The organism is Luteimonas sp. J29, assembly GCF_000472505.1.
GTDB lineage: Bacteria > Pseudomonadota > Gammaproteobacteria > Xanthomonadales > Xanthomonadaceae > Luteimonas.
In genome coordinates this window covers 328,757-354,927 of sequence record NZ_AWZR01000001.1, presented here as the reverse complement: position 1 = coordinate 354,927, position 26,171 = coordinate 328,757, and the positions used below count along the sequence as shown (strand labels likewise).

Sequence of the window (26,171 nt, the reverse complement as noted above, 5' to 3'; positions counted from 1 at the left end):
ACCCGGACGACGAGGGTCGCGGTGCCGGGGGCGGCATCGCGGTGCGGCGTGGTCCGGAACGGGAACATCCACTGCAGGCGGCTGGCGCGCACGGGCCGCGGTCCGGGGCGCGGCCGCGCGAGTGCAGTCGCGTGCGGATGGTGAAGCGATCGGAGGTGCAATGGGTGCTGTGAACGTGGCCACCGCGGAACTCGCGGTCGACAGCCGCTGCCGGCTGGGCGAGGGCATCGTCTGGGACGCGCGGCGCGCGTGCCTGTACTGGACCGACATCCTGTCCGCGCGGCTGTGGATGCACGTACCGGCGACCGGCCAGACCCGGCACTGGGACCTGCCCGAACCGCTGGGCTGCCTGGCGCTGTGCGAGGACGGCCGGCTGCTGCTGGCGCTGGCCAAGTCGATCCGGCTGGCCGCGGCGCCGGTGCCGGGGGCGAGCCTGGCGCTGGAGACGCTGTGCGCGCTCGAGCCGGACCTGGGCGCGTCCACGCGCAGCAACGACGGCCGCTGCGACCGCCACGGCAACTTCGTGTTCGGCACCAAGGACGAGACCGGCGCGGATCCACCGCTGGGGCGCTTCTACCAGTTCTCGGCCGCGCACGGCCTGCGCCCGCTGCCGCTGCCGGCGGCCGCGGTGCCCAACTCGATCTGCTTCTCGCCCGACGGCGCCACCATGTACTGGTGCGACACGGCGCAGCCGAGGATCCTGCGCGGCGACTACGACCCGGTGCGCGCCTCCGTGTCCAACGTGCGCGTGTTCGCCGAGACCCGCGACGGGCGCGCGCCCGACGGCTCCACGGTCGATGCCGCCGGCGGACTGTGGAACGCGCACTGGGACGGCGGCTGCGTGGTCCGCCACAGGCCCGACGGCGAAGTCGACCGCGTGATCGCCATCCCCGAAGGCCGCCCCACCTGCTGCGCGATCGGCGGCGACCGGTTCGACACCCTGTACGTCACTACCGCGCGCGACGAGCTCGACGACGCCACGCTCGCCGCCATGCCCACCGCCGGCGGCGTGTTCGCGCTGGCGCTGGACGCGGGCAGCGGCATCGCCGAACCGAGGTTCCGGCCCGCGTGATCGCGATCGACTGGGGCGGCACCCACCTGCGCCTGTACCGCCTGGACGCGGACGGGACGATCGTCGCGCGCCGGCGAAGCGACCAGGGCGCGCGCGCGAGCCGCGGGCGCTTCGCCGAGGTGCTGTCCTCGCAGCTTGCCGGGTGGGACGACGCCGACCTGGTGATGTGCGGCATGGTCGGCGGACGCGGCGGCTGGGAAGAAGTCCCCTATCTCGACTGCCCCGCCGGCCTCGACACGATCGCCGCAGGTCTGCGCCGCTTCGTGCCCGACGGATTCGAGGGGCGCAGGTTGTGGCTGGTGCCGGGCCTGCGCGATGCGTCCGAGCCGGTGCCCGACCTGATGCGCGGCGAGGAAAGCCAGCTCGCCGCGCTGCTGGAACTGCTGCCCGCCGGCGAACACCGCATCTGCCTGCCCGGCACCCACAGCAAGTGGGTGACGATCCGCGACGGCCGCGTCGTTCGCATCCACACCGCGCTGACCGGCGAACTGTACGGCCTCCTGCGCCGGCACAGCCTGGTGGGCGCACTGATGGACGGTGGCGACGACGACGCGTTCGACCCGGCCGCGTTCGATGCGGGGCTGGCGCGCAGCGCGCACGCCGGCGGCCTGCTGCACCACCTGTTCGGCGTGCGCGCCGCGGGACTGGCCGGCCTGTACGGCGACGGCCTGGCGTCCTACCTCTCGGGACTGCTGGTCGGCCACGAACTGCGCGGCGGCCTCGCCGTCGACCGCGCGCATCCAGGCCTGGTGCACGTGGTCGGCAGCGAGCGTCTGATCGAGGTGTACGCGCGCGCGCTCGGCGCGCTCGGAATCGAGGTCCGGCACCATCCGGAGGAACTGGCCGCGCGCGGCCTGCATGCGCTGTGGACGCGTCGCGCCGGAACCGTACGCGAGCCATCGGCCAGCGCGGGCTGACGCTGCGCACGGGGCCACGCACGCATCACGCAATCGCTGACGGCCGGCCGATGCCGGGCTGCCCGGCGTCGATCAGGCGTTCGTCCTGGTCAGCAACACCTTCTGCAGTCCACGGTGCGCCACCGCGGCCCGCACCGCAGGCGCGCCGCAGGACGTGGAACGGCGAGGTCGGTCCGCGCATCCGGGGATGCGCCGCCTGCGCGGGCGGCGCCTTACATCCCGGCGTAGTTCGGACCCCCGCCGCCCTGCGGCGCGACCCAGACGATGTTCTGGGTCGGGTCCTTGATGTCGCAGGTCTTGCAGTGCACGCAGTTGGCGAAGTTGATCTGCAGGCGCACGTCCTCGCCCTCGCCCACGAATTCGTACACGGCGGCCGGGCAGTAGCGCGCCTCGGGGCCCGCGTACTGCTTGAGGTTCACCTCGACCGGCACCGAGGCGTCCTTCAGCGTGAGGTGGCTGGGCTGGTCCTCGTCGTGGATCGTGCTCGACAGGAACACCGAGCTCAGGCGATCGAAGGTGAGTACGCCGTCCGGCTTCGGATACGCGATGCGCTGGTGGCGCGAGGCCGGCTCCAGGCAGGCGTGGTCGGGCTTGTCCCGGTGCAGCGTCCACGGCGGATTGCGGATGCCCAGCTTCGGCAACAGCCACTGCTCGATGCCCGTCATCAGCGTGGCCAGCCTGCGCCCCTTCTTGAACCACTGCTTGAAATTCCTCGCCTGGCGCAGTTCGGCATGCAGCCAGCTCGATTCGAACGCCTGCGGGTACGCGGCGAGTTCGTCGCGCGCGCGGCCCTCGCCGATCGCGGCGAACGCGGCCTCGGCCGCGAGCATGCCGGTCTTGATCGCGGCGTGGCTGCCCTTGATCCGGCTGGCGTTGAGGAAGCCCGCCTCGCAGCCGACCATCGCGCCGCCCGGGAACACCAGCTTCGGCAGCGACAGCAGTCCGCCGGCGGTGATCGCGCGCGCGCCGTAGCCGATGCGCTTGCCACCCTCCAGGTGCCTGCGGATCGCCGGATGGGTCTTCCAGCGCTGGAATTCCTCGAACGGGCTCAGGTACGGATTGGCGTAGTCGAGCCCGACCACGAAGCCGACCGCGATCTTCCCGTCCTCGGCGTGGTACAGGAACGAGCCACCGTAGGTGTTCGCGTCCAGCGGCCAGCCGGCGGTGTGCACCACCAGGCCGGGCTGGTGCTTCGCGGGATCGGCCTGCCACAGCTCCTTGATGCCGATGCCGTAGCTCTGCGGGTCGCGGCCTTCGTCGAGGCGGTACTTCGCGATCAGCTGGCGGCCCAGGTGGCCGCGCGCGCCCTCGGCGAAGATGGTGTACTTCGCCAGCAGTTCCATCCCCAGCTGGAACTCGGGCGTGGGTTCACCGTCCTTGCCCAGGCCGAGGTTGCCCGTGGCCACGCCGCGCACCGCGCCGGCGTCGTCGTACAGCACCTCGGCCGCGGCGAAGCCCGGGAAGATCTCCACCCCCAGCGCCTCGGCCTGCTGCGCCAGCCAGCGCGTGACCGCGCCCAGCGAGACGATGTAGTTGCCGTGGTTGCGGAAGCAGTCGGGCAGGAAGAAGTCGGGCGTCGCCTTCGCCTTGCCCTCGTCCAGGAACAGGAACTCGTCGCGCGTGACCGGCTGCTTCAGCGGCGCGCCGCGCGACTCCCAGTCGGGGAACAGCTCGGACAGCGCGCGCGGATCCATGATCGCGCCCGAGAGGATGTGCGCGCCCGGCTCGGAGCCTTTCTCCAGCACGCAGACCGAGACCTCGCGCCCGGACTCCGCGGCCAGCTGCTTGAGGCGGATCGCGGTGGCCAGCCCTGCCGGGCCGGCGCCCACGACCACCACGTCGTACTCCATGGACTCGCGGGGACCGTACTTGCTCAACAGTTCTTCTGGGGTCATGGGCGGCGCTGCTCGCGGACGGCACGTGAGAGGACGGATCCCGCACGGCCGGTGGCCGCGCGCGGCCCGTCATCCTAACGTACGCTGGCGCATCCTTCGACGCGGCATGCATTGCCGGCCGCCGGACATGCGCGGAGAATCCCGCGATGGACATCTTCAAGAGCTTCACCATCGAAGCCGCGCACTGGCTGCCGAACGTGCCGCCGGGCCACAAGTGCGGGCGCATGCACGGCCACTCGTTCCGGATCGAGCTGCAGGTCAGCGGCGAGCCGGGGCCGGACACCGGCTGGGTGATGGACTTCGCCGACATCAAGGCCGCGTTCCGGCCGCTCTACGACCAGCTCGACCACCACTGCCTCAACGAGGTGCCGGGGCTGGAGAACCCGACCAGCGAGCGCCTGGCCGTCTGGATCTGGGAGCGGCTGCGCCCGGCCCTGCCCGCGCTCAGCGCAGTGGTGGTCCACGAGACCTGCACCTCGGGCTGCCGGTATACCGGGCCTTGACCATAACGCCTTGATTTTATTGGACTCCTGAACGCACGGGCGGGAAGCGGCCGAATCTTGTTGCAATGCAGCAAGAACGGAGTTATGGTGCACCGCACAAACCGGCAAGTCCGTGCCGCCCGATCGCAGGAGATCACCATGAACTACCAGTACAACGAGCAGTTCGCCGCCGCGACCCGGCAGTTCGCCGACGCCGCCGCCCGCATCAACCACCTCGCCCTCGAGAACGCCCAGAAGGTCTTCGGCATGCAGCTGGCCGCGATCGAGGAGAACACCGAAGCCACGTTCTCGTTCCTCGGCCAGGCGGCCGACGTGCGCGACCTGGACGGCCTGAAGACGCTGTTCCCGAAGGGCGTGCAGGTGGCCCGCGAGAACGTCGAGCGCATCATCAGCGTCGGCCAGGAAGTGCTCGGCGCGACCGTGAAGACCAACGAGGCGATCGCCGAACTGGCCCGCACCCAGCTCGAGAGCGCCACCGCCAAGGCCCAGGCCCAGGCGGAGAGCGTCGTCGCTTCGGCCTCCAAGGCCGGCAAGCGCCGCTGATCCCCCAGCCGCCGGCGACGCGTCCCTCCCCGCGCCGTCGACGCACCAGGCCCGGCAGCCCAGGCTGCCGGGCTTTTTTGTGTCCGCAGCATGCGGGTATGCTTGGGCCACCGCACGCACCGGAACACGCCATGGATGGAGTGAAGGAGGCGATCGCGCGCGCGCCGCGCACGGGCTTGGGCATCGCCCGGCCATGGCTGGTCGCACTGCTGGCCTGCCTGCTGCTATCGCTCCCGGGCTGCGGCTTCGACCTGTCCGCATCGCAGCCCCGCTCGCGATACCAGGCTTCGCTCGAACGCGCCTTCCCCGATCCCCGCGCCCAGGCCCTGGCCATCGCCGCCGAACGCGGCGACGCCACCGAAGTCCGGCGCCTCATGCAGGACGAGGGCGTGGATCCCGACGTGATCTTCGGCGGCCAGAACGGCGGCATGCCACTGCTCGCCTGGCCGATCTACAGCGGCAGCCCCGAAGGCCTGCGCGCCATGCTGGAGGCGGGCGCCGACCCGAATGCGAAGAAGCCGTTTCCCGTGCGCAGCGGCAGCAGCCCCCAATACTACGGCAACGCCATGGTCTGGGCTGCGGAGCAGGACGATCCGGTCTACCTGGGGATCCTGCTCGACCACGGCGGCGACCCCGACACGCGCAACGCCAATGGCGAAGCGCTGTTGTTCCATGCCTTCATCAAGCAGAACAAATGGCGCAACGTGCAGCTGCTGGTGGAGAGGGGTGCCGACGTGGACATCGAGGCATCGCCGGCCTCCACCATCCTCACGACCTATGCCGCCAGGGGCGGCTTCATGATGGCCCACTGGCTCTTGGAACGCGGCGCGGATCCGACGCTCGACTACGCTCTTGACGAGCCGGTTCGCAGCCCGGACTCGCACGCCATAGAGGCGATCTTCTGGCACCCCGGAAACCCGGACGATCCGACCTGGCAACGGAAATGCCAGCACTGGCTCCTGGGACATGGATTCGAACGTCCGCCGATGCCGCAACATTACCGGCTGATGCGGGAGCGGCTGGGGTTTCCGCACGACGAGGCCGAGATTCCCCTTCTCTAGTCCCCATGCGATGGGAGATGTTCCATGGATGGAAACGCCGAACGGCAGTCGCTGATCTCGGAGCTCGGCAAGAGCCGGGATCCCGCTGCCCATGCGAGTGCTGCCGGACTGCACGAACTGCTTCACGCGCGCCAGATGGCCGCGCTCTCGGCAGATGTCTACGACTCCGCCATGGCCGCGGGCACCCCACCATCAGGCTGGATCAGGGTCACCGAAGACCTAGGGCGGCTGCGAGAACTCATGCCGGATCTAGACATTAGCGACGAGAAGCTGAGGCTCCTGCTGCAACCCAACGATTCCGGCTTCCGCGCGGAAATCTATATCCCTGATCCAGAAGTACTGGGACCGGGATTCAAGCCTACGCTCGTGTTCAAGGGGTCGGCCGGTGAGGTGATCGGGCCAGGTGGAATGCCAAGATCCACGGCCGCGGAAGACTTTCTGGGCAACAATTTCCCACAGTCGGTCGGATTGCGAACCGACTACTACGATCGCGCGATGCAGCTCGCCTCAATGCTCCAGCGTGGCGGCCTCGACTTCGACATCACCGGCCACAGCCTCGGTGGCGGGCTCGCAGCCGCGGCATCGGCGGTTACCGGCATGCGCACCGTGACGCTCAATGCGGCCGGCCTGCATCCCGAGACCGTCGCCCATTTCGCACGCGAGAACGATGGCCTTCGGATCTACGACACCGCACGCACCGTCACCGCCTGGCACGTCAAGGGCGACGTGCTCAACGACGGCATCCAGGGCGACCTGGCCAGCCTCGATCCCGCCTCGCGGCGGCGACTGGCCGGGATCCTCGCCGACACCGCGACAATGCTGCGCAAAGTCCCCGAAGCGCGCGGGCGGCTCGAGCAGGCGCTGTCGAACGGCGTCCCCGGGTCCTCGCATCCCGCGATCCACGCCTTCGTGGACCGGCTGGCGCGCGGCGACGGCGCCGCGCTGCTGGGCGAGTTGCCACAGGCGGCCGGCCGACGCATGCCGCCACTGGTTGCGATGTCCGCCCAGGGCCAGTCGCTGGTGGCGCGCGAGGAAGCCGCGTCGATCGCGGACCTGCATCGCCTCGCCGGGCCGATGTTGAGCGTGCTCGCCGCGACCGCGCGCTCTGCCGAGGCCGGACGGCGCATGGGCGAACTGCTGGAAGCGGGCGGGGCGGCAGCGCGCGGCGGACTCGAATGGACCGGCACCACCGCGTCGCACGCATGGGCGCACGCGGGGGATTTCGCCGGCCAGGGCTACCGCGTCGCGGGCATCACCATCGACCACGGCGTGCGCAACGGCGGCGCACTCGCCGCCCAGTGGCGCGAGTACCGTGCGAGTGCCGAAGCCCTCGCGCTGCGCGTGGGAGGTGCAATGGAAGCTCGCGTCTACTCGATCGGCACAACTGGCGCACGCGGCGTCCACTGGATCGCGGGAGGACTCCCCGGCGGACTTGGGCGCGACATGCAGGAACGCTCCGGCGAACTCGCCGCGTCGCTCGAAGCGCGCGCCCGGCAGGCCAGGACCGAGGCCGTCGCCGCGGCGGCGGACGCGCTGGAACGCGGTCGCGCCGACGCGGGGCGCTACCGGCTCGTCGCCGATGCGGTCGGTGCCGCACTGGCCGGAGACCTCGGCCGCCATGGCGCATCGGTGCGTGGTGGCGTGCACCGGACGGGCGACGCCGTCTCCGACGCGCTGCACGCGACTGGCGCGCGCATCGATGCCACGACGCAGCGCGGGCCGGGCGCCGGCGCGAGGCTGGGGGCGACCACCGGTTTCCTCGTCGGCACCGTCGCCACGCACGCACCGAACCACCCCGCCGGCGCGCTGGGACTGCATGGCACGGTCCGCCTCGCTCGCCAGGCCGGGCCCGCGCTGGACGAGGGCCTCGCACGCCACGGCATGGCCACGGCCGTGATCCCGAGCCTGGATGCCGAGATCGCGCGCAGGGAGCGGGCCGCGCGCGAGCTGCTCGATCGCGGGCGCGACCAGGCGCAAGCGGCGCAGACGCCGCTGCAGTCGGTGCTGCGCGGCGAATCGGGGCAGGCGATGACGCGGTTCCTCGACGCACTTCGCGAGGGCGACGCCGGCAAGATCAGCGCCAGCGCCGCCGCGCTGCTCGAGACCCCGCCGGCGCGCCTGTGGATGCAGTCGGGACAGGTGGAGCTGGAAGCGCGCGCCGCGCAGTCAGGGTCCATCCAGCAGGACACGGAGGCACGCCAGGCGGCGGACGCGTTGCTGGCCCGCTGACCCTGCCCGGCGCCTCGCGCCCACGCCGGGCGCGACCCCGGTTCGGCGTCCGGCGGGCGTCCCTCCCGGCCCAACGATGGCGATCGAACGGCCTGCCGGCGCGGCCCGGCAGGCAAGGACGCGTCAGTGCGCGGCCGGCGGCAGCTTGCCGGCGTCGTGGCCCGGCAGCGGCTCGTCCATCCGGTCGCCCAGCATCCGCCGCACGGCCACGAAGAACACCGGGATCAGCAGCAGGCCGAGGAAGGTGGCGAACAGCATGCCGCCGATCACGCCGGTGCCGATGGCGTGGCGCGCGTTGGCGCCGGCGCCGGTCGACAGCGCCATCGGGGTCACGCCCATGATGAACGCCAGCGAGGTCATCAGGATCGGGCGCAGGCGCAGGCGCGCGGCCTCGACCGTCGCCTCGCGCAGGGTCTTGCCCGCGGCGCGTTCGAGCACGGCGAACTCCACGATCAGGATCGCGTTCTTCGCCGCCAGGCCGATCACGGTGACCAGGCCGATCTTGAAGAAGATGTCGTTCGACAGCCCGCGCAGCATGGTGAAGACGACCGCGCCGAGGATGCCCAGCGGCACCACCAGCAGCACCGAGACCGGGATCGACCAGCTTTCGTACAGCGCGGCCAGGCACAGGAACACCACCAGCACCGACAGCACCAGCAGCAGCGTCGCGGTGTTGCCGGCGATGATTTCCTGGTACGACAGGCCGGTCCAGTCGAACCCGATGCCCGACGGCAGCTCGTTGACGACGATGTCCTCCATCGCCGCCATCGCCTCGCCCGAGCTGCGCCCCGGCGCCGGCGAGCCGTTGATGTTGATCGCCGCGTAGCCGTTGTAGCGGGTCAGCGACGGGGTATTCATCATCCACTCCGACGAGACCACGTTGCTGAGCGGGATCATCGCCGGGTTGCCGTCCTCGCCGCGCTGCAGGCTGGAGGGACTGTAGAAGTGCGCGAACGACTCCGGGCCGGTGCGGTAGGGGGCGTCGGCGCGCATGATCACGCGCTTGATGCGGCCGTTGGAGAAGTAGTCGTTGACGTACACCGGCGCCAGCATCAGCTGGATCGCGTTGTACACGTCGCCCACCGACAGTCCCATCGCGTGCGCCTGGGCGCGGTCGACGCCGAGCTGCAGCTGCGGCGAATCGGCCAGCGTGTTCGGACGCACCCCGGTGAGCACGTCGCTGCGCTGCGCCGCGGCGCCAAGCAGCGTGTCGCGTGCCTGGCCCAGCACCTCGCGGCCGACGCCCGCGCGGTCCTGCAGGTACATGTCGAAGCCGCCGAACTGGCCCAGGCCCTGGATCGTGGGCAGGTTGACCACGAAGATCGAGGCGTCGCGGATGCCGAACAACGCGCCGTTGGCGTTCTGGATGAATTCGGGCACGGTGACGTCGCGCTCGTCCCAGTGCTTGAGCCGGATGAAGGCCATGCCGACGTTCTCGCCCTGGCCCACGAAGCTGAAGCCGGCGATCTGCATCATGCTGTCGTAGCCTTCCACGTTCTCCAGCGTGGCGCGGACCTGCTCGAACACGGCCTGGGTGCGCTGCAGCGTCGCACCCGGCGGCAGCTGCACGATCGCCAGCGCGTATCCCTGGTCCTCCTCGGGCACGAAACTGCCCGGCAGGCGCGTGAACAGCACCCCGCACAGAACCGCGAGCACGGCGAACACCACCATCCAGCGCGGCGCGTGCGAGATCGCGCTGCCGATATGGCCGACGTAGGTGCGGCTCACCCGTTCGTACAGACGGTTGAAGCCGCGCACGAAGCGGTTCTCGGAGCGCTCGCCGGGCGGCGCGTGCTGCTTGAGGAAGGTCGCGCACAGCGCCGGTGTGAAGCCGAGCGCCAGGAACGCCGAGAACGCCATCGCCATCGCGATCGTGATCGCGAACTGCTTGTAGATCTCGCCCGAGGCGCCGCCCTGCAGCGCGCTGGGGATGAACACGGCCGCCAGCACCACGGTGATCGCCACCACCGCGCCGGTGATCTGGCCCATCGCCTTCTCGGTGGCCTCCAGCGGCGGCAGGTGCTCCTCGGCCATGATCCGCTCGACGTTCTCGATCACCACGATCGCGTCGTCGACCACGATGCCGATCGCCAGCACCATCGCGAACATGGTCAACTGGTTGACGGTGAAGCCGATCAGGCTCAGGCCGAGGAAGGTCCCGAGCAGCGCGACCGGGATCACCAGGGTCGGGATGATGGTGGCGCGGATGTTCTGCAGGAACAGCAGCATCACCAGGAACACCAGCACCACCGCCTCGACCAGGGTCTTGACCACCTCGTTGATGGCGATGCGGACGAAGGTGGTCGAATTGAACGGCGTGTACCACTCCACGCCCGGCGGGAACGTGGCCTGGAGTTCGTCCATGCGCGCGGTCACCGCCTCGGCCACCGCGAGCGCGTTGGCGCCCGGCTGCAGCATGACCGCGACAGCACCGGTCGGCTGGCCGTTGAACTTGGCGTCGAAGCCGTAGCCCTGCGCGCCGACCTCGACCCGCGCCACGTCGCCCAGACGCACGATCGCGCCGTCCGCGTCGGCGCGCAGGATGATGTTGCGGAACTCCTCGGGCGAACTGAAGCGGCCTTCGGCCGCCACCGTCGCGGTGAAGCCCTGGCCGGCCGGCGCCGGGTCGGAGCCGATCGAGCCGGCGGCGAACTGCGCGTTCTGCGAGCGCACCGCCTGCAGCACCTCCGTCGCCGACAGCCCGTAGCCCTGCAGCTTCACCGGGTCCAGCCAGATGTTCATGGCGTACTCGGAGCCGAAGTGCTGGGTGTTGCCGACGCCGGGCACGCGCGCCAGCGGTTCGAGCACGCGCGAGGCGATCAGGTCGTTGAGCGCGTTGCGGTCGATGGACGGGTCGCTGGAGCGCAGCCCGACCACCATCAGGAAGCCGCTGTTGGCCTTGGCCACCACCACGCCCTGCTGCACCACCTCCGAAGGCAGCCGCGGCGTGGCCAGCGCGACCTTGTTCTGCACCTGCACCTGGGCGATGTCCGGGTCGGTGCCGGTCTCGAAGGTCAGGGTGATCGAGACACGGCCCGACGAGCTCGAGGTCGAGCTGAAATACAGCAGGTTGTCGATGCCGGTGAGCTGCTGCTCGATGACCTGGGTGACCGCCTGCTCGGCGGTGCGCGCGTCGGCGCCCGGATAGGTCGCGTTGACCGTGACCTGCGGCGGGGCGACGTTCGGGTACGACTCCACGCCCATGTTCAGCAGCGAGATCATGCCGCTGAGCGAGATCAGGATCGCGACGACCCAGGCGAAGACCGGGTGGTGAATGAAAAAACGGGGCATGGCGGCTCAGTCTTGCTTGCCGTCGCCGGCGTCGTCGCCGGCATTGCCTGCGTTGTCCGCGGGCGCAGGCGCCTGTCCGGCTGCGGCCGGCGCGGCGGCCGCGCCCTGCGGGGTCCACGGCACGGCCTTGGCCGGCGCCCCGGGCTGGACCTTCTGCAGGCCCGACACGATCACCTGGTCGCCCTCGGACAGGCCGGAGGACACGATCCAGTCGCCGCCCTCGGCACGTTCGAGCTCGAGGTCGCGGCGCGCGACCTGGCCGTCGGCGTCCACCACCAGGGCGTAGGCGCTGCGCGCGTCGCGCTGCACCGCCGCCTGCGGGATGGCGAACACGCCGCGCAGCTGGCCGAGCCTGGCGCGCAGGCTGACGTAGGTGCCGGGGAGCAGGCGGCCTTCGGGGTTCGGCACCACCGCGCGCATCGAGATCGCGCCGGTGGCCGGGTCGACCACGTCGCCGGAGAAGTCCAGCGTGCCGGCGTGCGGATGCACGCTGCCGTCGGGCAGCACCACGTCCACGCTCGAGGCGGCGTCCGGGGCCGCGGCCTGGGCCTGGCGGATGCGGTCGAGCTCGCCCACGCCCAGCGAGAAGTTCGCGTACAGCGGGTCGATCTGGTCGACGGTGGTGAGCAGGGTCGCCTCGCCCTGGCCGACCAGGGCGCCTTCGGTCACCCTCTGGCGCCCGGCACGGCCGGCAATCGGGGCGCGCACGGTGGCGTAGCCGAGGTTGATTTGCGCCGTCTCCACCGCCGCACGCGCGGCCTGGACCGCGGCCTGGGCGCTGCGTTCGGCGGCCAGCGCGTTGTCGAGGTCGGCGGCGGACACGTAGTTCTGCGGCGCCAGCCGGCGCGCGCGCTCGGCGTTGGCGCGCGCGTTCGCGTAGTTGGCCTCGGCCTGGGCGAGCGCGGCGCGGGCATTGGACAGCGCCGCCTGCAGCGGGGCCGGATCGATGACGAACAGCACCTCGCCTTCCTTGACGTCGCTGCCTTCGGTGTAGGCGCGCCGCTGCAGCACCCCGGACACGCGCGCGCGCACGTCGGCGCTGCGGAATGCGGTCAGGCGGCCGCCCACGTCGAGGGTGAGCGGCAGGTCGGTGGCCTTGGCTTCGACCACGCCGACCTCGGGCGGGGGAGGCGTTTGCGGGGCTTGGTCGCCACCGCAGGCGGACAGCAGCAGGAGCAGGGGGATACAGGCGGGCAAGCGGCGCATGGGGCAATCCCTGTCAGGCGACGCGCGCGGGCGCCGGCCGGGTGTTGTAATTACTGTACTGGACAGTATACGAGTGGTGCCCGGTCCGCACCACTGCCACAAGTCAGAGCATCCGCGACTGCGATCGCAGTCCGTGAGACTGGATCATGGAATGAATCCGGTTCACAATCCACGCCCGCCCAGCTGCCGGCCCGGGCGGCCGCCCCGCCGGATCCCCCGCCTTGAACACCACTGCACGCAAGCAACGCGAGTTCGCCCTGCGCGAGGCCAGGATCCTCGATTGCGCGCAGGCGCTGATCCAGCGCGACGGCCTGCTCAACCTGCAGATGTCGCGCATCGCCGAGGAGTGCGAGTACGCCACGGGCACCCTGTACCGGCACTTCGCCAGCAAGGAGGATCTGCTGGTGGCGCTGGCCACGCGCAACAGCCTCGAGCGGATCGGCCTGTTCGAGCGGGCGGCGCGCTGGCGCGGCCCGACCCGCGAGCGCATCGTCGCGCTGGCGCTGGCCGACCTGATCGTGCTGCGCGAGCAGCCAGAGCATTTCCGGCTGGCCCAGCTGGTCTGGAGCGACGTGGTCTGGGGTGCGGCCTCGCCCGCGAGCCGCCAGCGCGCGCTCGATGCCTGGGAGCCGGTCGGCGCAATGGTCGACGCCATCGCCGCCCAGGCGCGGCGCGACGGCGACCTGCCGGACGGCTTCGCGCTGCCCGACCAGGCCCTGACGATCGGCCCATGGCTGCTGTGCGTGGGCATGCATACGCTTGTGCAGCAGCAGGGCCTGCTCGACCCGGCCATCGGCGACCCCTACCGGCTGCTGTTCCAGCACCTGCACTACCTGCTCAACGGCTTCGGCTGGCGTCCCCTGTTCGACCCGGCCGACGGCGACGCGCTCGACCGCATGAACGAACGCCTGTGCCGCGACGTCTTCGGCGTGGCCTGCCCGTATCCCCCGCAACCCCAACGCTGACCCGTTCCCCCGCCAAGGTTCCCCCATGTCCACCATCCATCCCCCGCGCAAGCCCCGGTTCGCGCTGCGCATGGTCCTGATGCTGATCGGGACGCTGCTCGTGTTCGGCGGCGTGTTCCTCGTCAAGTGGGCCATCGGCCAGCAGATGAACCAGTTCTTCGACAACATGCCGCAGCCGGCGGCCGCGATCAGCGCCGCCACCGCGGCCACGCAGCGCTGGAGCGACGACGGCGAGGCGGTCGGCACCTTCGTCGCCGTCAACGGCACCGAGGTGACCACCGAGGCCGGCGGCGTGGTGCGCGCGATCGAGTTCGAGCCCGGCCAGCCGGTCAAGGCCGGCGCGGTCCTGGTGCGCCTGAACACCGACAACGAGGTGGCCACGCTCAAGGCGCTGGAGAGCACCGCGCGGCTGGCCGAGGTCCAGGCCGAGCGCTGGCAGCAGCTGGGCAAGGACCAGCTGGTCTCGCTGGACGAGGTGCAGCAGCGCGTCTCGGCGGCCGCCAACGCGCGCGCGCAGGTCGAGGCGCAGCGCGCGCTGATCGCGCAGAAGACCATCCGCGCGCCGTTCTCCGGCGAGCTCGGCATCCGCCGGGTCAACCTCGGCCAGTTCGTCTCGCCGGGCGACCCGATCGTGACCCTGCAGCAGCTCGACCCGATCCACCTCGACTTCGCCCTGCCCGAGCAGTACATGGACAAGCTGCGGCCGGGCACCAGGATCCGGGCCACGGTCGACGCCCTGCCCGGCCGCGAGTTCGAGGGCGAGGTCACCGCGATCGAGCCGCGGATCGACCCGTCCACGCGCAACTTCACCGCCCAGGCCACCCTGGCCAACCCCGAGCACCTGCTGCGCCCGGGCGCGTTCGCCAGGGTCCGGTTCTCGCTGGGCGGCGAACGCGAGGTGGTGGTGATCCCGCAGACCGCGGTCAGCTTCAACCCCTACGGCAACGCGGTGTTCGTCATCAGCGAGGTGCCGCGCAAGGAGGGCGAGACCGACATGCAGGGCAACCCGCTCACCGGCAACAAGCTGGTCGTCACCCAGCGCTTCGTCCGCACCGGGGCGACCCGCGGCGACCTGGTCGCGGTGGTCGAGGGACTCAAGCCCGGCGAGCAGGTGGCCACCAGCGGCCTGCTGAAGCTGCGCAACGAGGCCGAGGTCACCATCAACAACGAGATCCAGCCGGCCGCCGACCCGGAGCCGCAGACGCAGAACCGCTGACGTCGGTCCCGCGCCCCCACCCCGACCCTCCCCCGCGCGCGGGGGAGGGGGAGTCGAGCCATGAAATTCACCGACATCTTCATCAACAAGCCGGTGCTGGCGATGGTCGTCAGCCTGTTCATCCTGATCTTCGGGCTGCGCGCGTTCTCCGAGCTCAACGTGCGCCAGTACCCGGAGCTGCGCAACGCGGTGGTCAACGTGACCACGGTGTACTACGGCGCGGACGCGGACCTGATCCAGGGCTTCATCACCACCCCGCTCGAGCGCGAGATCGCCAGCGCCGAGGGCATCGACTACATGTCCTCGACCAGTTCGGCCGGCGTGAGCACGATCCAGGCCTACATCCGCCTGGACCACGACCCGAACGAGGCGCTGACCCAGATCGCGGCCAAGGTCAACAAGATGCGCGGCCAGCTGCCGCCCGAGTCCGAGGACCCGGTGATCGACCTGCAGCAGGGCCAGCAGATCGCGGCGATGTACGTGTCGTTCGCCAGCGAGACGCTCGACAACAACCAGATCACCGACTACCTCACCCGCGTGGTCCAGCCCAAGCTGGTGACGGTGCCGGGCGTGCAGCGCGCCGACATCCTCGGCGCCGGCACGTTCGCGATGCGGGTGTGGCTCAAGCCCGACCGCATGGCCGCGCTGCAGGTCACCGCCAGCGACGTGTCCAACGCGCTGCGGGCCAACAACGTGCTCTCCGCGGTGGGTTCGACCAAGGGCCAGATGGTCGCGATCGACATGACCGCGCGCACCGACCTGCAGAGCCCGGAGGAGTTCCGCCAGCTCGTGATCCGCGAGCAGGGCGGCGCGATCGTGCGCCTGGGCGACGTGGCCGACGTGGTGCTGGGCTCGGAAAACTACGGCACCTCGGTGCGGATCAACGGCGAATCGGCCACCTTCATGGGCATCTTCGTCTCGCCCGACGCCAACTCGCTGGACGTGATCGCCGACGTGCGCGCACTGTGGGACAACGAGATCGTGCCCCAGCTGCCCGAGGGCCTGGTCGCCACCATCCCCTACGACAGCACCGAGGCGATCCAGGACGCGATCAACGAGGTGGTGAGCACGATCATCGAGGCGGTGATCATCGTGATCGTGGTGATCTACCTGTTCCTGGGCTCGCTGCGCAGCGTGCTGATCCCGGCGGTCACCGTGCCGCTGTCGCTGATCGGCGCGCTGTTCCTGATGCTGCTGATGGGCTTCACCATCAACCTGCTGACGCTGCTGGCGATGGTGCTGGCGATCGGCATCGTGGTCGACGACGCGATCATCGTGCTGGAGAACATCCACCGCCACATCGAGGAGGGGATGTCGCCCTACGACGCGGCGATCAAGGGCGCGCGCGAGCTGGCCTGGCCCGTGGTGGCGATGACCACCACCCTGGTGGCGGTGTACCTGCCGATCGGCTTCCAGGGCGGCCTGACCGGCATCCTGTTCACCGAGTTCGCCTTCACCCTGGCCGGCAGCGTGCTGCTGTCGGGCGTGATCGCGCTGACCCTGTCGCCGATGATGAGCGCCAAGATCCTCAAGCCGCACGGCGCCGGCGGCAAGGGCCGGCTGGAGGCGTGGCTGGACCGGAAGTTCGACGCGCTGCAGGCCGGCTACATGCGCCGCCTGCACGGCACGCTGGAGACGAAATCGGTGGTCGCGGCGTTCGGTGCCATCGTGCTCGTGTCGTGCGTGTTCCTCTACGCCACCGCACCCAAGGAACCGGCGCCGCTGGAGGACGAGGGCTTCATCTTCGCGATCTCCCAGGCCGATCCGACCGCGACCCTGGACTACGTCGAGCGCTATACCGACGAGATGTCGCGGATCGCCCAGGGCATTCCCGAAGTCCAGGACTACTTCCTGTTCAACGGCGGCTTCGGCGGCACGGGGGGCGGCGCCAGCCCGATGGCGATGGCCGGCTTCGTACTCAAGCCGTGGAGCGAGCGCGGCCGCTCCACCAAGCAGGTGCTTGAGCAGGACCTGCAGCCGCAGATCTCGGAAGTCACCGGCCTGAACACGTTCGCCCTGGTCCCCCCGTCGCTGCCCAGCGCCGGCGGCGACGGCGGCGGCGAGTTCGTTATCGGCGGCGTGGGCGACCTGGCCCAGCTCAGCGAGCTGGCGGACGCGATCCTGCAGCGGGCGATGGAGAGCCGGCGCTTCATCTTCCTCGACAAGGACCTGAAGATCGACAAGCCGCGCATCGAGGTGCACATCGACCGCGACAAGGCGGCCTCGCTGGGCATCGACATGCGGACCCTGGCGGCGGACATGTCGGCGATGCTCTCGGGCGGTTACACCAACCGCTTCGCGATGCAGAACCGCTCGTACCTGGTGATCCCGCAGGTGCAGCGCAGCGACCGGCTCAACGCGTCCGACCTGCAGAACTACTACACCCGCACCCGCGACGGCGAGCTGATCCCGCTCTCGACCCTGGTGACGCTGAAGGAAAGCGCGCAGCCGCAGTCGCTCAAGCGCTTCCAGCAACTCAACGCGGTGGCGATCACCTTCGCCCCGCGCCCCGGCGTGAGCAAGGGCGAGGCGCTGGCGATCCTCGACCAGGCCGCGCGCGACATCCTGCCGCAGGGCTACTCGGTGGACTACGCCGGCGAGTCGCGCCAGTTCAAGCAGGAGGGATCGGCGATGCTGCTGACCCTGGCGCTGGCGCTGGTGGTGATCTTCCTGGTGCTGTCGGCGCAGTTCGAGAGCTTCCGCGACGCGCTGATCATGCTGCTGACCGTGCCGATGGCGATCTGCGGCGCGCTGCTGACGCTCAACGTCCTGGCGATCGTGGGCGGGATCCTGGGCTTCGCCGGGATCGAGGCCTTCCCGGGCATGAGCATCAACATCTACACCCAGGTCGGCCTGGTCACCCTCGTGGGCGTGATCTCCAAGCACGGCATCCTGATCGTGGAGTTCGCCAACAAGCTGCAGATCAACGAAGGCCTGTCCAAGCGCGAGGCGATCGAGCGGGCCGCGGCGATCCGCCTGCGCCCGGTGCTGATGACCACCGCGGCGCTGGTGTTCGCGATGATCCCGCTGCTCATCGCCAGGGGCCCGGGCGCGGCCTCGCGCTTCTCGATGGGCACGGTGATCGCCTCGGGCATGACGATCGGCACGCTGTTCACCCTGTTCGTGCTGCCGGCGTTCTACATGTACCTCGCCCGCGACCACGCGCGCGACGCGGAAGCGGCGGCGGCAAGGTCGGCGGAGCCGCAGCGCGCCTGAGGCGCCGCAGCAGGCCTGGCGAGAGAGGCGGCGCGACCGGGGAACGTCGGCGCGCCGCCTGCCCGGGGACCGGGTCGCGGCTGAAGCCGCTCCTACGGGGGGAGCGCCAGGGCGGACGCCGCGGCGCGGGGATCGACGCCGTGGCCGAGGACGCCCAGGCAGGGCGCGGGAAGCGCCTCGCCCAGCAGGCCGAGGTAGTCGTCCACGCGTTCGAAGGCCGGGTCGACGCGGTTGCCGATCCAGCCCGCCAGGCGGCAGCCGTCGGCTTCGACCGCGCGCGCGGTGAGGCGGGCGTGGCTCAGGCAGCCCAGGCGCAGGCCGACCACCAGCAGCACCTCGCCGCCGATCGCGCGCGCGATCGCCGACTGCTCCAGGCCATCGCCCAGCGGCGCCGCCCAGCCGCCCGCGCCCTCGACCACGACTGCGTCGGCCTGCGCCGACAGTCGCGAGAACGCGTCCAGCAGCCGCGGAAGGGCCACCTCGACGCCGGCCTCGCGCGCCGCCAGCTGCGGCGCGGTGGCCGCCGGCAGCGCGACGGGATTGAGGTCGGCGTACGCGGGCACCGGATCGCTGGCCGCCAGCAGCGCCAGCGCATCCTCGTTGCGCCACCCTTGCGCAGTGCGCTCGCAGCCCGCCGCCACCGGCTTCATGCCGACCGCGCGCAGGCCGCGCCCGCGCAGCGCGTGCAGCAGCGCCACCGAGGCGAAGGTCTTGCCCACGCCGGTGTCGGTGCCGGTGACGAACCATGCCCGGCTCACGCGCGTCCTCCGTCGCCGGCCAGCGCACGCCGGCTCCGCTCGCGACGCACGTGGTAGCCCCGCATCCACGCCGCGAGCACGCAGTACAGCCACATCGGCGCGCCCGCCAGCAGGCGCCACGGGCCGTCGGGCGCGGGGCCGACCGCGTACAGCAGCAGCGCGAGCGCCAGGCTCGCGCCCGCCACCGTGGCCAGGATCGCATGCGACCCGCTTTCGGTGCGCAGCAGGTGGCGCTCGTTGGCGTCGAGTTCCAGCGTCGCGGCGCGGCGCAAGGCGTACGCGTTCATCCGCCACAGCAGCCAGGCCAGCAGTCCGAAACCGAGGCTGTAGACGAGGAAGGTCGTCTGCAGGTCGCCCATGAGCGAACCGGGCGCGAGGCGCAGTTCGCCTGGCAGCCAGCCCGCGGTGAGGAGCGAGAGGAAGCTCGAGACCACCATCCGCAGCGGATACACGTACACCATCACGACCAGCACGAAGGCCAGGCTGAGCAGCGTCGCGCGCGCGTCCTCCAGCCCGGTGCGGCGGCTCCAGCGGTTGTGCGCCGCCCAGAACATCATCAGCAGGGCGAAGCAGGCGGCGAAGGCCGGCACCTTCCTCAGCGCCTCGCGCAGTTCGGCCGCGCTCTGGGGCAACTCGCTGGTAAAGATCACCAGCAGGGTCAGCGAGAAGGCGAACGCCGCGTCGACGAAGGTCTCCAGGCGGGTCACCTGCTGTCCACGCAGCCGGAACCCCGCGGCATCGCGATCGAGATGGTCCAGCCTGCCCACACGGCCTCCGGAGCGGGCGCGAACCCGCTGCTACACTGCCCCCATGTTCAGCGTTCCCAGTCTAAGCGGTGACCGGCCGCAGCAGTACCGGCAGCTGGCCGGGCAGGCCCGGGCCCTGCTCCATGGCGAGCGCGACCGCATCGCCAACGCGGCCAACCTCTCGGCGCTGGTCTACCACGCGCTGCCGCGGCTGAACTGGGTGGGCTTCTACTTCTTCGACGGCACCGAACTGGTGGTCGGCCCGTTCCAGGGGCTGCCGGCCTGCGTGCGGATCCCGCTCGACAAGGGCGTCTGCGGGGCCGCCGCACGCACCCGCCAGACCCAGCGGGTCGAGGACGTCCACGCCTTCCCCGGCCACATCGCCTGCGACGCGGCCTCGCGCTCGGAGCTGGTCGTGCCCCTGGTCCGCGACGGGGGGCTGGTCGGGGTGTTCGACCTGGACAGCCCGGATCCGGGCCGTTTTGACGTTATCGACCAGGAGGGGCTGGAAGCCATCGCCCGCATCTACGTCGAGTCGCTGCCATGAATCCACCGCTGAAGATGCGCAACATCGGTCCCAAGTCCGCGGCCTGGCTGCGCCAGGTGGGACTGCACACCGAGGCCGACCTGGTCGCCGCGGGCGCGGTGGAGGCCTTCATGCGCGTGCGGCGCGCGGGCTTCAAGCCCAGCCTGAACATGCTCTACGCGCTCGAGGGGGCGCTCCGGGACTGCCACTGGCAGGAAGTCCCCGAGGCCCGGCGCGCCGAACTGGTGGCCGCGGTCGAGGCGGCGACCGCCGAGCTCCCGCCGCCGCGCGGGCGCCCGGCGGCCGCGCCGGTGACCACCACCCACCACCAGGACGAAGGCGCGATGCCGGCGCCCGACCTGTTCGACGAGCCCTCGCGCGACGACTGAGGGCGGACGCCCCGCCGCCGCGCGCGCGTCCATACGCCACCGCAGGCGCGCCGGCCCGCCCCGGTGCGGCATTCACGCGCCGCGCCCTCTACAATGGCGGCTGCTTCGAGGTGGCCCGCGGACGTTCGTCCAAGGGCTGAAACGGGAAGCCGGTGACGCCGGCGTCGCACCACGCGACACGGCCAGTCCGGCACTGCCCCCGCAACGGTAGGCGCGTCCAGGCCGCCGCATCCGCCACTGTGCCGCACGGCATGGGAAGGCGCGTCGGCCGAGGTATCGGATGCCTCGCGCGCAAGTCCGGAGACCGGCCACGAAGTCCACTGGTTGCGGCGCGGAGGGCGTCGCGGCGGCGATGCCGGCATGGATCACGCTGCGCCTTCCTTCGTCCGTGACTCCCCGTAACCCCTGCGCGTACGTGGGCGTGCGCGCGACGGAGGACTGCATGCGTCATCCCTTCCCGGCGGCCGTGGCCGCATCCATCCTGTTGTTTCCCCTGCTGGCGCTCCCCGCCGGCGCCCGCGCCGATGGCGGCGCCACCGACCTGGACACCGTGCTCGTCACCGGCAGCCGCAGCCAGGAACGCCTGGCCGACAGCCTGGTGCCGGCCGAGGTGATCGAGCGCGACGAGATCGAGCGCAGCCAGGCGCGCGACCTGATCGAACTGCTGGGCGGCCGCGCCGGCATCGACGTCGGCAACACCGGCGGCCGCGGCAAGCTCAGCAGCCTGTACATCCGCGGCACCGAATCCGACCACGTGCTGGTGCTGGTGGACGGGGTGAAGATGAACTCGGCCACCGCCGGCATGCCGGCGTTCCAGGACCTGCCGCTGGCGCAGATCGAGCGTATCGAGATCATCCGCGGGCCGCGCTCGAGCCTGTACGGCTCCGAGGCGATCGGTGGCGTGATCCAGGTCTTCACCCGCGGCGGCGGCGCACCCGGCCTGTCGCGGCACGCGCAGGCCGGCGCCGGCAGCCACGGCGCGCGCGAGGCCAGCGCCGGCTTCGGCTACCGCGGCCAGCGCGGCTGGTTCGGCGTGGACGGCGCCTACGACTCGACCGACGGCATCAATGCCTGCCGCGGCTCGGGCGCGCTGTTCCAGGGCTGCTTCGCCGACGAACCGGACGACGACGGCTACCGCAACACCTCGATCACGCTGCGCGGCGGCCTGCAGCTGGGCGAGGCGGTCACGTTCGACGGCCGCTTCCTGCAGGCCGACGGCGAGAACGAATTCGATGGCTCGTGGACCAACCGCTCCCGGGTCCGCCAGCGCATCGCCGGGGCGCGCCTGCTGCACGCACCGGCGCAAGGTCGCGTCGCGACGACGCTGGCCCTGTCGCGCAGCGTCGACCGCTCCGACGACTTCCACGACGACGAACCGCGCGCCAGCTTCCAGACCCGGCGCGACAGCGTCTCGCTGCAGGCCGACGTGCGGCTGGCGGGCGCGCACCTGCTCAGCCTTGGCGTCGACCATCTCGAGGACCGCGTCGACAGCACCACGGCCTACGCCGTGTCCGGGCGCGCGAACACCGGCGTGTTCGCCGCCTACGGCGGGCGCGTGGGCAGGCAGCGCGTCCAGGCCAGCCTGCGCCACGACGACAACGAGCAGTTCGGCAGCCACGTCACCGGCGGCCTGGGCTGGGGCCTGGACGCGGGCAACGGCCTGCGCCTGACCGCGAGCCTGGGCACCGGCTTCAAGGCGCCGACGTTCAACGACCTGTACTACCCGGGCTCGGAGAGCCCCGGCCTGCGTCCGGAGGAATCGGTCAGCCTCAACCTCGGGCTGGCGCGCAGCGGCGCCGGGCACCACTGGTCGCTGGACGTGTTCGAGAGCCGCATCGACGACCTGATCGTGTTCGTCTATCCGCCGCCGGACTACCGCGGCGTGGGCAGCAACGTCGACCAGGCGCGGGTGCGCGGCGCCGAGTTCAGCTTCGGCACCACGCTCGCGGGCACCGACGTCTCCGTGGCGTTGAGCCACGCCGACCCGCGCGACCGCAGCCACGGCGCGAACCACGACCGCGTGTTGGCCCGGCGCGCGCGCAACACCGGCCGGATCGAGCTCGACCGGACGTTCGGCCCGCTGCGCGCCGGCATCACGGTCAAGGGCGCCGGCGCGCGCTACGACGACCCGGCCAACACCGTGCGCCTGGGCGGGTACGCCACGGCCGACCTGCGGCTGGAGTATTCGCCGCATCCGGACTGGACGCTGCTGGCGCGCGCCAGCAACGTGTTCGACCGCGCGTACGAAACCGTGGCCTGGTATTTCCAGCCCGGACGCGAGTACCACCTCGCGCTGCGCTGGCGGCCGGCGCGCTGACCGGCACGGGCGCCGGCGGGGATTGCGCCGGCGTCCCGCGCGACCGGCGTCGCCTCAGTGCAGGACCGCGTGCGCGGGCGGCAGGATGCCTGCCGCGCCCGCCGGCCCGCGCACGCCGCGCAGGACCGCCACCAGCTGGCGATACCCTTCGGCCAGGCGCGCGAACAGCTCGGCGTAGGCGTCGCGCCCCGCGTCGGCCACGCCCTGGTAGGCGCCGCGCCCCAGGTCGATGAAGTAGTCCACGCTCACCCGGCGCCGCTGCGCGAGGTCCGGGAACAGGCCCGCCACCAGCAGGCAGCGGTCGCCCACGTCGCGCAGCGCGTCGGCGCGGGCGCTGCCCACCTGCTGCTGCGCATGCAGCCATTCCAGCGCCTGGATCCGGGCCAGCAGCTGCCCGTCGCGCTGGTGGCGCAGCAGCACGAACACCAGGTAGCTCTCCTGCGATTCGTCCAGCGTGCCGCCGCTGGCGGCCTGCGCCTCGCGGACCAGGTCCTGCCACAGCGCCGCCGCCGCCCCCTGTCGTATGTCGCTCATCGTTGCCTCCACTCCAGGCTCTGTCCCGAGCCTAGCGCCGGACGCGGTGGAGGTGTTGTCAGCAGGCGCGGTCGAGTGCTGACAGGCGCGGCTTGCGTTCAGTCCGGCGCGCCCACCAGCAGGCTGCGCAGGTCCGGGGTGATGGCGACCGCCTCGGCCGTCCCGAGGTCGAAACCACGGTGGTAGCCGTAGTCCACCAGCACCAGCAGCATGCCCGCGGCCCGGGCGGCATCGGCGTCGGTGCGCGAATCGCCCACCATCACGCAATCGGCCGGCCGCAGGGCGAACCCCTCGGCCAGGTGCCGCAGCGGTTGCGGCGACGGCTTGGCTTCGGGGAGCGTGTCGCCACCGACGACGGCGTCGAACAGTCCGCGCCACGAGAGCGTCTCGAGCAGCGGCCCGATGAACCGTTCCGGCTTGTTGGTGCACAACGCCACGCGGATGCCCCGGGCGCGCAGGCCGCGCAGCGCCTGCTCCGCACCGGGATACGCCCGGGCCTGGCGCGGCAGCGACGCGTCGTAGTGGTGCATCAGCCGCTCGAAGGCCTGCGCGAATCCGGGCGCGTCCCGGGTGAGCGGGGACCCGGCATGGGCCAGCGCGCGCCGCAGCAGCGTCCGCGCGCCCTCGCCGATCCAGGTCCGCGCCAGGGCCTCGCCCACCGCCGCATGGCCGAGGTCCTCCAGGGTGCGGTCCAGCGCCCAGGCGATCCCGCCGGCGCTGTCGACCAGGGTGCCGTCGAGGTCGAACAGGACCGCACCGGGAAACGGGGACGACGGACCGATGGCGCTGGCGGCAGCGTGGCCCAGCGGGCTGGCGTCCCTCATGCGGCGGGCTCCAGGGTGGGGAACAGTGGCGGCTGCAGGTCCGGTTCCCCGGCCTCGCGGAAGTTGGACAGGCCCACGCCCGCCAGGCGATAGCGGGTGGCCGGCGGCAGGTCGGCGCGCCGCAGCAGGGCCAGCGCGACCGCGCACAGCGTCTCGGCGCTGTCCGGCGGCACGTCCGGGGTCAGGCTGCGGGTGTGGATGCGGAACTGCGCGGTCTTGAGCTTGAGCACCACGGTGCGGCCGACGCGCCCGCCCTTGCGGGCCGCCGCGTCCCAGGTCTTCGCCGCCAGGCGCCGGACGTGGGGTTCGAGTTCGTCCAGGCGCAGGTCGGTCTCGAAGGTGTCTTCGCTGGACACCGACTTGACCGGCTGGTGCGGCTCCACCGGGCGCTCGTCGATGCCGCGGGCGCGCCGGTAGAGCGACGCGCCGAAGCTGCCGAAGCGGGCCTGGAGCTCTTCCAGGCCGAGCCCGCGCAGCTGGCCCACCGTTTCCACGCCCAGTCCGGCGAGCTTGCCCTGCATCACCTTGCCCACGCCCGGGATCCGCGATACCGGCAGCGGCTGCAGGAAGGCATCGACCTGCGCGGGACGGATCACGAACAGTCCGTCGGGCTTGTTCCAGTCCGAGGCGATCTTGGCCAGGAACTTGTTCGGCGCCACGCCCGCGGATGCGGTCAGGCCCGTGCGCTCGCGTATCTGCTGCCGGATCGCCTGCGCGGTGGCGGTGGCGCTGGGCGAGGGGATGAGCGGCTCGGTGACGTCGAGGTAGGCCTCGTCCAGCGACAGCGGCTGCACCAGCGGCGTGTGCTCACGGAAGATCGCCTGCACCTGTCGCGAGACCGCCTTGTAGCGCGGGAAATCCGGCGGAACGAACACCGCCTCCGGGCACAGCCGCTCGGCCCGCACCGCCGGCATCGCCGAGCGCACGCCGTAGCGCCGCGCCTCGTAGGAGGCCGCGCACACGACCGAACGCGGTCCGCGCCAGGCCACCACCACCGGGCGGCCGCGCAACGACGGATCGTCGCGCTGCTCCACCGAGGCGTAGAACGCGTCCATGTCGATGTGGATGATCTTGCGCACGCGCAGTGGATTCTAGGCCGTCGCGCGGCCGCGCGGGCCGCGGTTCAAGCGGTGTCGCGGCGGATGACGCTGATGTGTCCGTTGGGCTCGAGCACGGCCACCCGGATCTCGTCCACGGCTGCGCAGCCGGCGGCGCGCATCCCCGCCTCGAACTCGGCCATGCTGATCGACTGCCGGCGCAGCACGTCGCGGAAGACCTGGCCGTCGCGCGCGACCAGCACCGGCTGGCCCTCGATGATCCGGTCCAGCAGCGGGATCCGGGCGGACAGGAAGCCGACCAGCCAGTTCAGCCCGATCAGCACGGCCGCGACGATCAATCCACCGGGAAGCGACATGTCCTCGCCGATCAGCGCGCCGCCGACCGATTCGCCCAGCAGCACCACCAGCACCAGGTCGAACGGCGTGAACTCGCCCACCGTGCGCTTTCCCGACAGGCGCACCAGGACCAGCATCGCCAGGTACACGGCCGCACCCCGCAGCGCCAGCTCCCACCACGGCAGCTCGAGCTCGAACATCCCGGACATGGCGCGACCTCCTGCAGGGGACACCGGCATGCTGGCAGGCGGGGGATGAAGGCGGGGCAGTGCCGCGGGTTCCGGGCGTCGACGTCCGCGACGTGCCGGCGCCGGCCGCGCAACGACAGAGCACGCGGGTGCGGGGGCGGCCAACGGGCAACAAAAAGCCCCGCAGGCAGGGGGGGCCTGCGGGGCCGGGGGGAACGGGACTCGGGGAGAAGTCTTACGTTCCGGGGGATCTGCTCCAGGGGATGGGAGAGATCAGCGACAGACCTTGCATCTGTCGCGATCTATCTGACCACCACGGACATTGAGAGTTCGTGAAGAAATCGCAGCCGCGAGGGCAAAGTTCAGCCGGCGTTTACCTCG

At 71.4% G+C, this 26,171-nt stretch carries 21 protein-coding genes and 1 riboswitch; of the genes, 12 read left to right on the top strand and 9 right to left on the bottom strand.

Annotated features, from left to right (window positions below; translation table 11 throughout):
* The first annotated feature begins 160 nt into the window (after window positions 1–160).
* Together LUTJ29_RS0101465 and LUTJ29_RS0101460 are read left to right on the top strand one after the other, a co-directional pair.
* Window positions 161–1,072: an SMP-30/gluconolactonase/LRE family protein gene (locus LUTJ29_RS0101465; RefSeq protein WP_027070988.1), complete on the top strand. Its 912-nt coding sequence runs from the start codon at window positions 161–163 to the stop codon at window positions 1,070–1,072.
* The gene (locus LUTJ29_RS0101460; RefSeq protein WP_027070987.1) at window positions 1,069–1,989 is read left to right on the top strand and encodes a 2-dehydro-3-deoxygalactonokinase; all 921 of its coding nucleotides are present in this window, start codon (window positions 1,069–1,071) and stop codon (window positions 1,987–1,989) included. The genes LUTJ29_RS0101465 and LUTJ29_RS0101460 overlap by 4 nt, the downstream gene beginning before the upstream one ends.
* Before the next feature lie 212 nt (window positions 1,990–2,201).
* On the opposite strand, the gene LUTJ29_RS0101455 is transcribed toward LUTJ29_RS0101460, so the two are convergent.
* The gene (locus LUTJ29_RS0101455; RefSeq protein WP_027070986.1) at window positions 2,202–3,884 is read right to left on the bottom strand and encodes an electron transfer flavoprotein-ubiquinone oxidoreductase; all 1,683 of its coding nucleotides are present in this window, start codon (window positions 3,882–3,884) and stop codon (window positions 2,202–2,204) included.
* A gap of 146 nt (window positions 3,885–4,030) precedes the next feature.
* Between LUTJ29_RS0101455 and queD the strand changes: the two genes are divergently transcribed.
* The 4 genes from queD (at window position 4,031) to LUTJ29_RS17940 (ending at window position 8,220) form a co-directional block, all read left to right on the top strand.
* Window positions 4,031–4,387, top strand: coding sequence for a 6-carboxytetrahydropterin synthase QueD (gene queD, locus LUTJ29_RS0101450; protein WP_027070985.1), 357 nt, complete (start codon window positions 4,031–4,033; stop codon window positions 4,385–4,387).
* 138 nt (window positions 4,388–4,525) lie between these two features.
* Window positions 4,526–4,930, top strand: a complete 405-nt coding sequence (locus tag LUTJ29_RS0101445; RefSeq protein WP_027070984.1) for a phasin family protein — start codon at window positions 4,526–4,528, stop codon at window positions 4,928–4,930.
* Window positions 4,931–5,061: 131 nt separating this feature from the next.
* Window positions 5,062–5,991 carry an ankyrin repeat domain-containing protein gene (locus LUTJ29_RS0101440; RefSeq protein WP_144774517.1) on the top strand — a complete coding sequence of 310 codons (930 nt, stop codon included), beginning with the start codon at window positions 5,062–5,064 and terminating at the stop codon, window positions 5,989–5,991.
* 24 nt (window positions 5,992–6,015) lie between these two features.
* On the top strand, window positions 6,016–8,220 hold the full coding sequence (locus tag LUTJ29_RS17940; RefSeq protein ID WP_144774518.1) for a phospholipase: 2,205 nt from the start codon (window positions 6,016–6,018) through the stop codon (window positions 8,218–8,220).
* 123 nt (window positions 8,221–8,343) lie between these two features.
* On the opposite strand, the gene LUTJ29_RS15720 is transcribed toward LUTJ29_RS17940, so the two are convergent.
* Together LUTJ29_RS15720 and LUTJ29_RS15715 are read right to left on the bottom strand one after the other, a co-directional pair.
* Window positions 8,344–11,511, bottom strand: coding sequence for a multidrug efflux RND transporter permease subunit (locus LUTJ29_RS15720; protein ID WP_051322579.1), 3,168 nt, complete (start codon window positions 11,509–11,511; stop codon window positions 8,344–8,346).
* 6 nt (window positions 11,512–11,517) lie between these two features.
* Window positions 11,518–12,717 (bottom strand): efflux RND transporter periplasmic adaptor subunit, encoded by a 1,200-nt coding sequence (locus tag LUTJ29_RS15715; RefSeq protein ID WP_043740025.1) that lies wholly within the window; start codon window positions 12,715–12,717, stop codon window positions 11,518–11,520.
* A gap of 221 nt (window positions 12,718–12,938) precedes the next feature.
* Between LUTJ29_RS15715 and LUTJ29_RS15710 the strand changes: the two genes are divergently transcribed.
* From LUTJ29_RS15710 to LUTJ29_RS0101410, 3 genes are read left to right on the top strand one after another with little or no spacing between them, the layout of a single operon-like run.
* Complete coding sequence (locus tag LUTJ29_RS15710; protein ID WP_051322578.1) at window positions 12,939–13,682, top strand: TetR/AcrR family transcriptional regulator; 744 nt, start codon at window positions 12,939–12,941, stop codon at window positions 13,680–13,682.
* Between the two features lie 25 nt (window positions 13,683–13,707).
* Entirely contained in the window at window positions 13,708–14,898 is a 1,191-nt protein-coding gene (locus LUTJ29_RS0101415; protein ID WP_051322577.1) for an efflux RND transporter periplasmic adaptor subunit, read from the top strand.
* Between the two features lie 60 nt (window positions 14,899–14,958).
* Window positions 14,959–18,114, top strand: a complete 3,156-nt coding sequence (locus LUTJ29_RS0101410) for an efflux RND transporter permease subunit (RefSeq protein ID WP_027070981.1) — start codon at window positions 14,959–14,961, stop codon at window positions 18,112–18,114.
* Window positions 18,115–18,206: 92 nt separating this feature from the next.
* Here LUTJ29_RS0101410 and bioD read toward each other — a convergent pair whose 3' ends face one another.
* Together bioD and LUTJ29_RS17935 are read right to left on the bottom strand one after the other, a co-directional pair.
* Complete coding sequence (gene bioD, locus LUTJ29_RS0101405) at window positions 18,207–18,872, bottom strand: dethiobiotin synthase (protein ID WP_027070980.1); 666 nt, start codon at window positions 18,870–18,872, stop codon at window positions 18,207–18,209.
* Entirely contained in the window at window positions 18,869–19,639 is a 771-nt protein-coding gene (locus LUTJ29_RS17935; protein WP_051322576.1) for a TMEM175 family protein, read from the bottom strand. The genes bioD and LUTJ29_RS17935 overlap by 4 nt, the downstream gene beginning before the upstream one ends.
* A gap of 43 nt (window positions 19,640–19,682) precedes the next feature.
* Between LUTJ29_RS17935 and LUTJ29_RS0101395 the strand changes: the two genes are divergently transcribed.
* The 3 genes from LUTJ29_RS0101395 to LUTJ29_RS0101385 all read left to right on the top strand — a co-directional run bounded on the left by LUTJ29_RS0101395 (window position 19,683) and on the right by LUTJ29_RS0101385 (window position 22,850).
* Window positions 19,683–20,165, top strand: coding sequence for a GAF domain-containing protein (locus LUTJ29_RS0101395; protein ID WP_027070979.1), 483 nt, complete (start codon window positions 19,683–19,685; stop codon window positions 20,163–20,165).
* Window positions 20,162–20,533, top strand: coding sequence for a TfoX/Sxy family protein (locus LUTJ29_RS0101390; protein ID WP_027070978.1), 372 nt, complete (start codon window positions 20,162–20,164; stop codon window positions 20,531–20,533). The genes LUTJ29_RS0101395 and LUTJ29_RS0101390 overlap by 4 nt, the downstream gene beginning before the upstream one ends.
* Before the next feature lie 91 nt (window positions 20,534–20,624).
* Window positions 20,625–20,861, top strand: a riboswitch (cobalamin riboswitch).
* Window positions 20,862–20,975: 114 nt separating this feature from the next.
* Window positions 20,976–22,850: a TonB-dependent receptor gene (locus LUTJ29_RS0101385; protein WP_043740163.1), complete on the top strand. Its 1,875-nt coding sequence runs from the start codon at window positions 20,976–20,978 to the stop codon at window positions 22,848–22,850.
* 54 nt (window positions 22,851–22,904) lie between these two features.
* On the opposite strand, the gene LUTJ29_RS0101380 is transcribed toward LUTJ29_RS0101385, so the two are convergent.
* The 4 genes from LUTJ29_RS0101380 to LUTJ29_RS0101365 form a co-directional block, all read right to left on the bottom strand.
* Window positions 22,905–23,384, bottom strand: coding sequence for a hypothetical protein (locus LUTJ29_RS0101380; protein WP_027070976.1), 480 nt, complete (start codon window positions 23,382–23,384; stop codon window positions 22,905–22,907).
* Window positions 23,385–23,482: 98 nt separating this feature from the next.
* Window positions 23,483–24,208 carry a phosphoglycolate phosphatase gene (gene gph / locus LUTJ29_RS0101375; RefSeq protein WP_051322575.1) on the bottom strand — a complete coding sequence of 242 codons (726 nt, stop codon included), beginning with the start codon at window positions 24,206–24,208 and terminating at the stop codon, window positions 23,483–23,485.
* On the bottom strand, window positions 24,205–25,287 hold the full coding sequence (gene dinB, locus LUTJ29_RS0101370; protein WP_027070974.1) for a DNA polymerase IV: 1,083 nt from the start codon (window positions 25,285–25,287) through the stop codon (window positions 24,205–24,207). Before dinB ends, gph begins: the two co-directional genes overlap by 4 nt.
* A gap of 44 nt (window positions 25,288–25,331) precedes the next feature.
* Window positions 25,332–25,811: a YetF domain-containing protein gene (locus tag LUTJ29_RS0101365; protein WP_027070973.1), complete on the bottom strand. Its 480-nt coding sequence runs from the start codon at window positions 25,809–25,811 to the stop codon at window positions 25,332–25,334.
* Between the last annotated feature and the right edge of the window lie 360 nt (window positions 25,812–26,171).

Bases quoted from the DNA above. Each gene is read 5' to 3' on its own strand.
- LUTJ29_RS0101465 (WP_027070988.1), top strand. From the start codon at position 161: ATGGGTGCTGTGAACGTGGCCACCGCGGAACTCGCGGTCGACAGCCGC.
- LUTJ29_RS0101455 (WP_027070986.1), bottom strand. From the start codon at position 3,884: ATGACCCCAGAAGAACTGTTGAGCAAGTACGGTCCCCGCGAGTCCATG.
- queD (WP_027070985.1), top strand. From the start codon at position 4,031: ATGGACATCTTCAAGAGCTTCACCATCGAAGCCGCGCACTGGCTGCCG.
- LUTJ29_RS0101445 (WP_027070984.1), top strand. From the start codon at position 4,526: ATGAACTACCAGTACAACGAGCAGTTCGCCGCCGCGACCCGGCAGTTC.
- LUTJ29_RS0101440 (WP_144774517.1), top strand. From the start codon at position 5,062: ATGGATGGAGTGAAGGAGGCGATCGCGCGCGCGCCGCGCACGGGCTTG.
- LUTJ29_RS17940 (WP_144774518.1), top strand. From the start codon at position 6,016: ATGGATGGAAACGCCGAACGGCAGTCGCTGATCTCGGAGCTCGGCAAG.
- LUTJ29_RS15720 (WP_051322579.1), bottom strand. From the start codon at position 11,511: ATGCCCCGTTTTTTCATTCACCACCCGGTCTTCGCCTGGGTCGTCGCG.
- LUTJ29_RS15715 (WP_043740025.1), bottom strand. From the start codon at position 12,717: ATGCGCCGCTTGCCCGCCTGTATCCCCCTGCTCCTGCTGCTGTCCGCC.
- LUTJ29_RS0101415 (WP_051322577.1), top strand. From the start codon at position 13,708: ATGTCCACCATCCATCCCCCGCGCAAGCCCCGGTTCGCGCTGCGCATG.
- LUTJ29_RS0101410 (WP_027070981.1), top strand. From the start codon at position 14,959: ATGAAATTCACCGACATCTTCATCAACAAGCCGGTGCTGGCGATGGTC.
- LUTJ29_RS0101395 (WP_027070979.1), top strand. From the start codon at position 19,683: ATGTTCAGCGTTCCCAGTCTAAGCGGTGACCGGCCGCAGCAGTACCGG.
- LUTJ29_RS0101390 (WP_027070978.1), top strand. From the start codon at position 20,162: ATGAATCCACCGCTGAAGATGCGCAACATCGGTCCCAAGTCCGCGGCC.
- LUTJ29_RS0101385 (WP_043740163.1), top strand. From the start codon at position 20,976: ATGCGTCATCCCTTCCCGGCGGCCGTGGCCGCATCCATCCTGTTGTTT.
- LUTJ29_RS0101380 (WP_027070976.1), bottom strand. From the start codon at position 23,384: ATGAGCGACATACGACAGGGGGCGGCGGCGGCGCTGTGGCAGGACCTG.
- gph (WP_051322575.1), bottom strand. From the start codon at position 24,208: ATGAGGGACGCCAGCCCGCTGGGCCACGCTGCCGCCAGCGCCATCGGT.
- LUTJ29_RS0101365 (WP_027070973.1), bottom strand. From the start codon at position 25,811: ATGTCCGGGATGTTCGAGCTCGAGCTGCCGTGGTGGGAGCTGGCGCTG.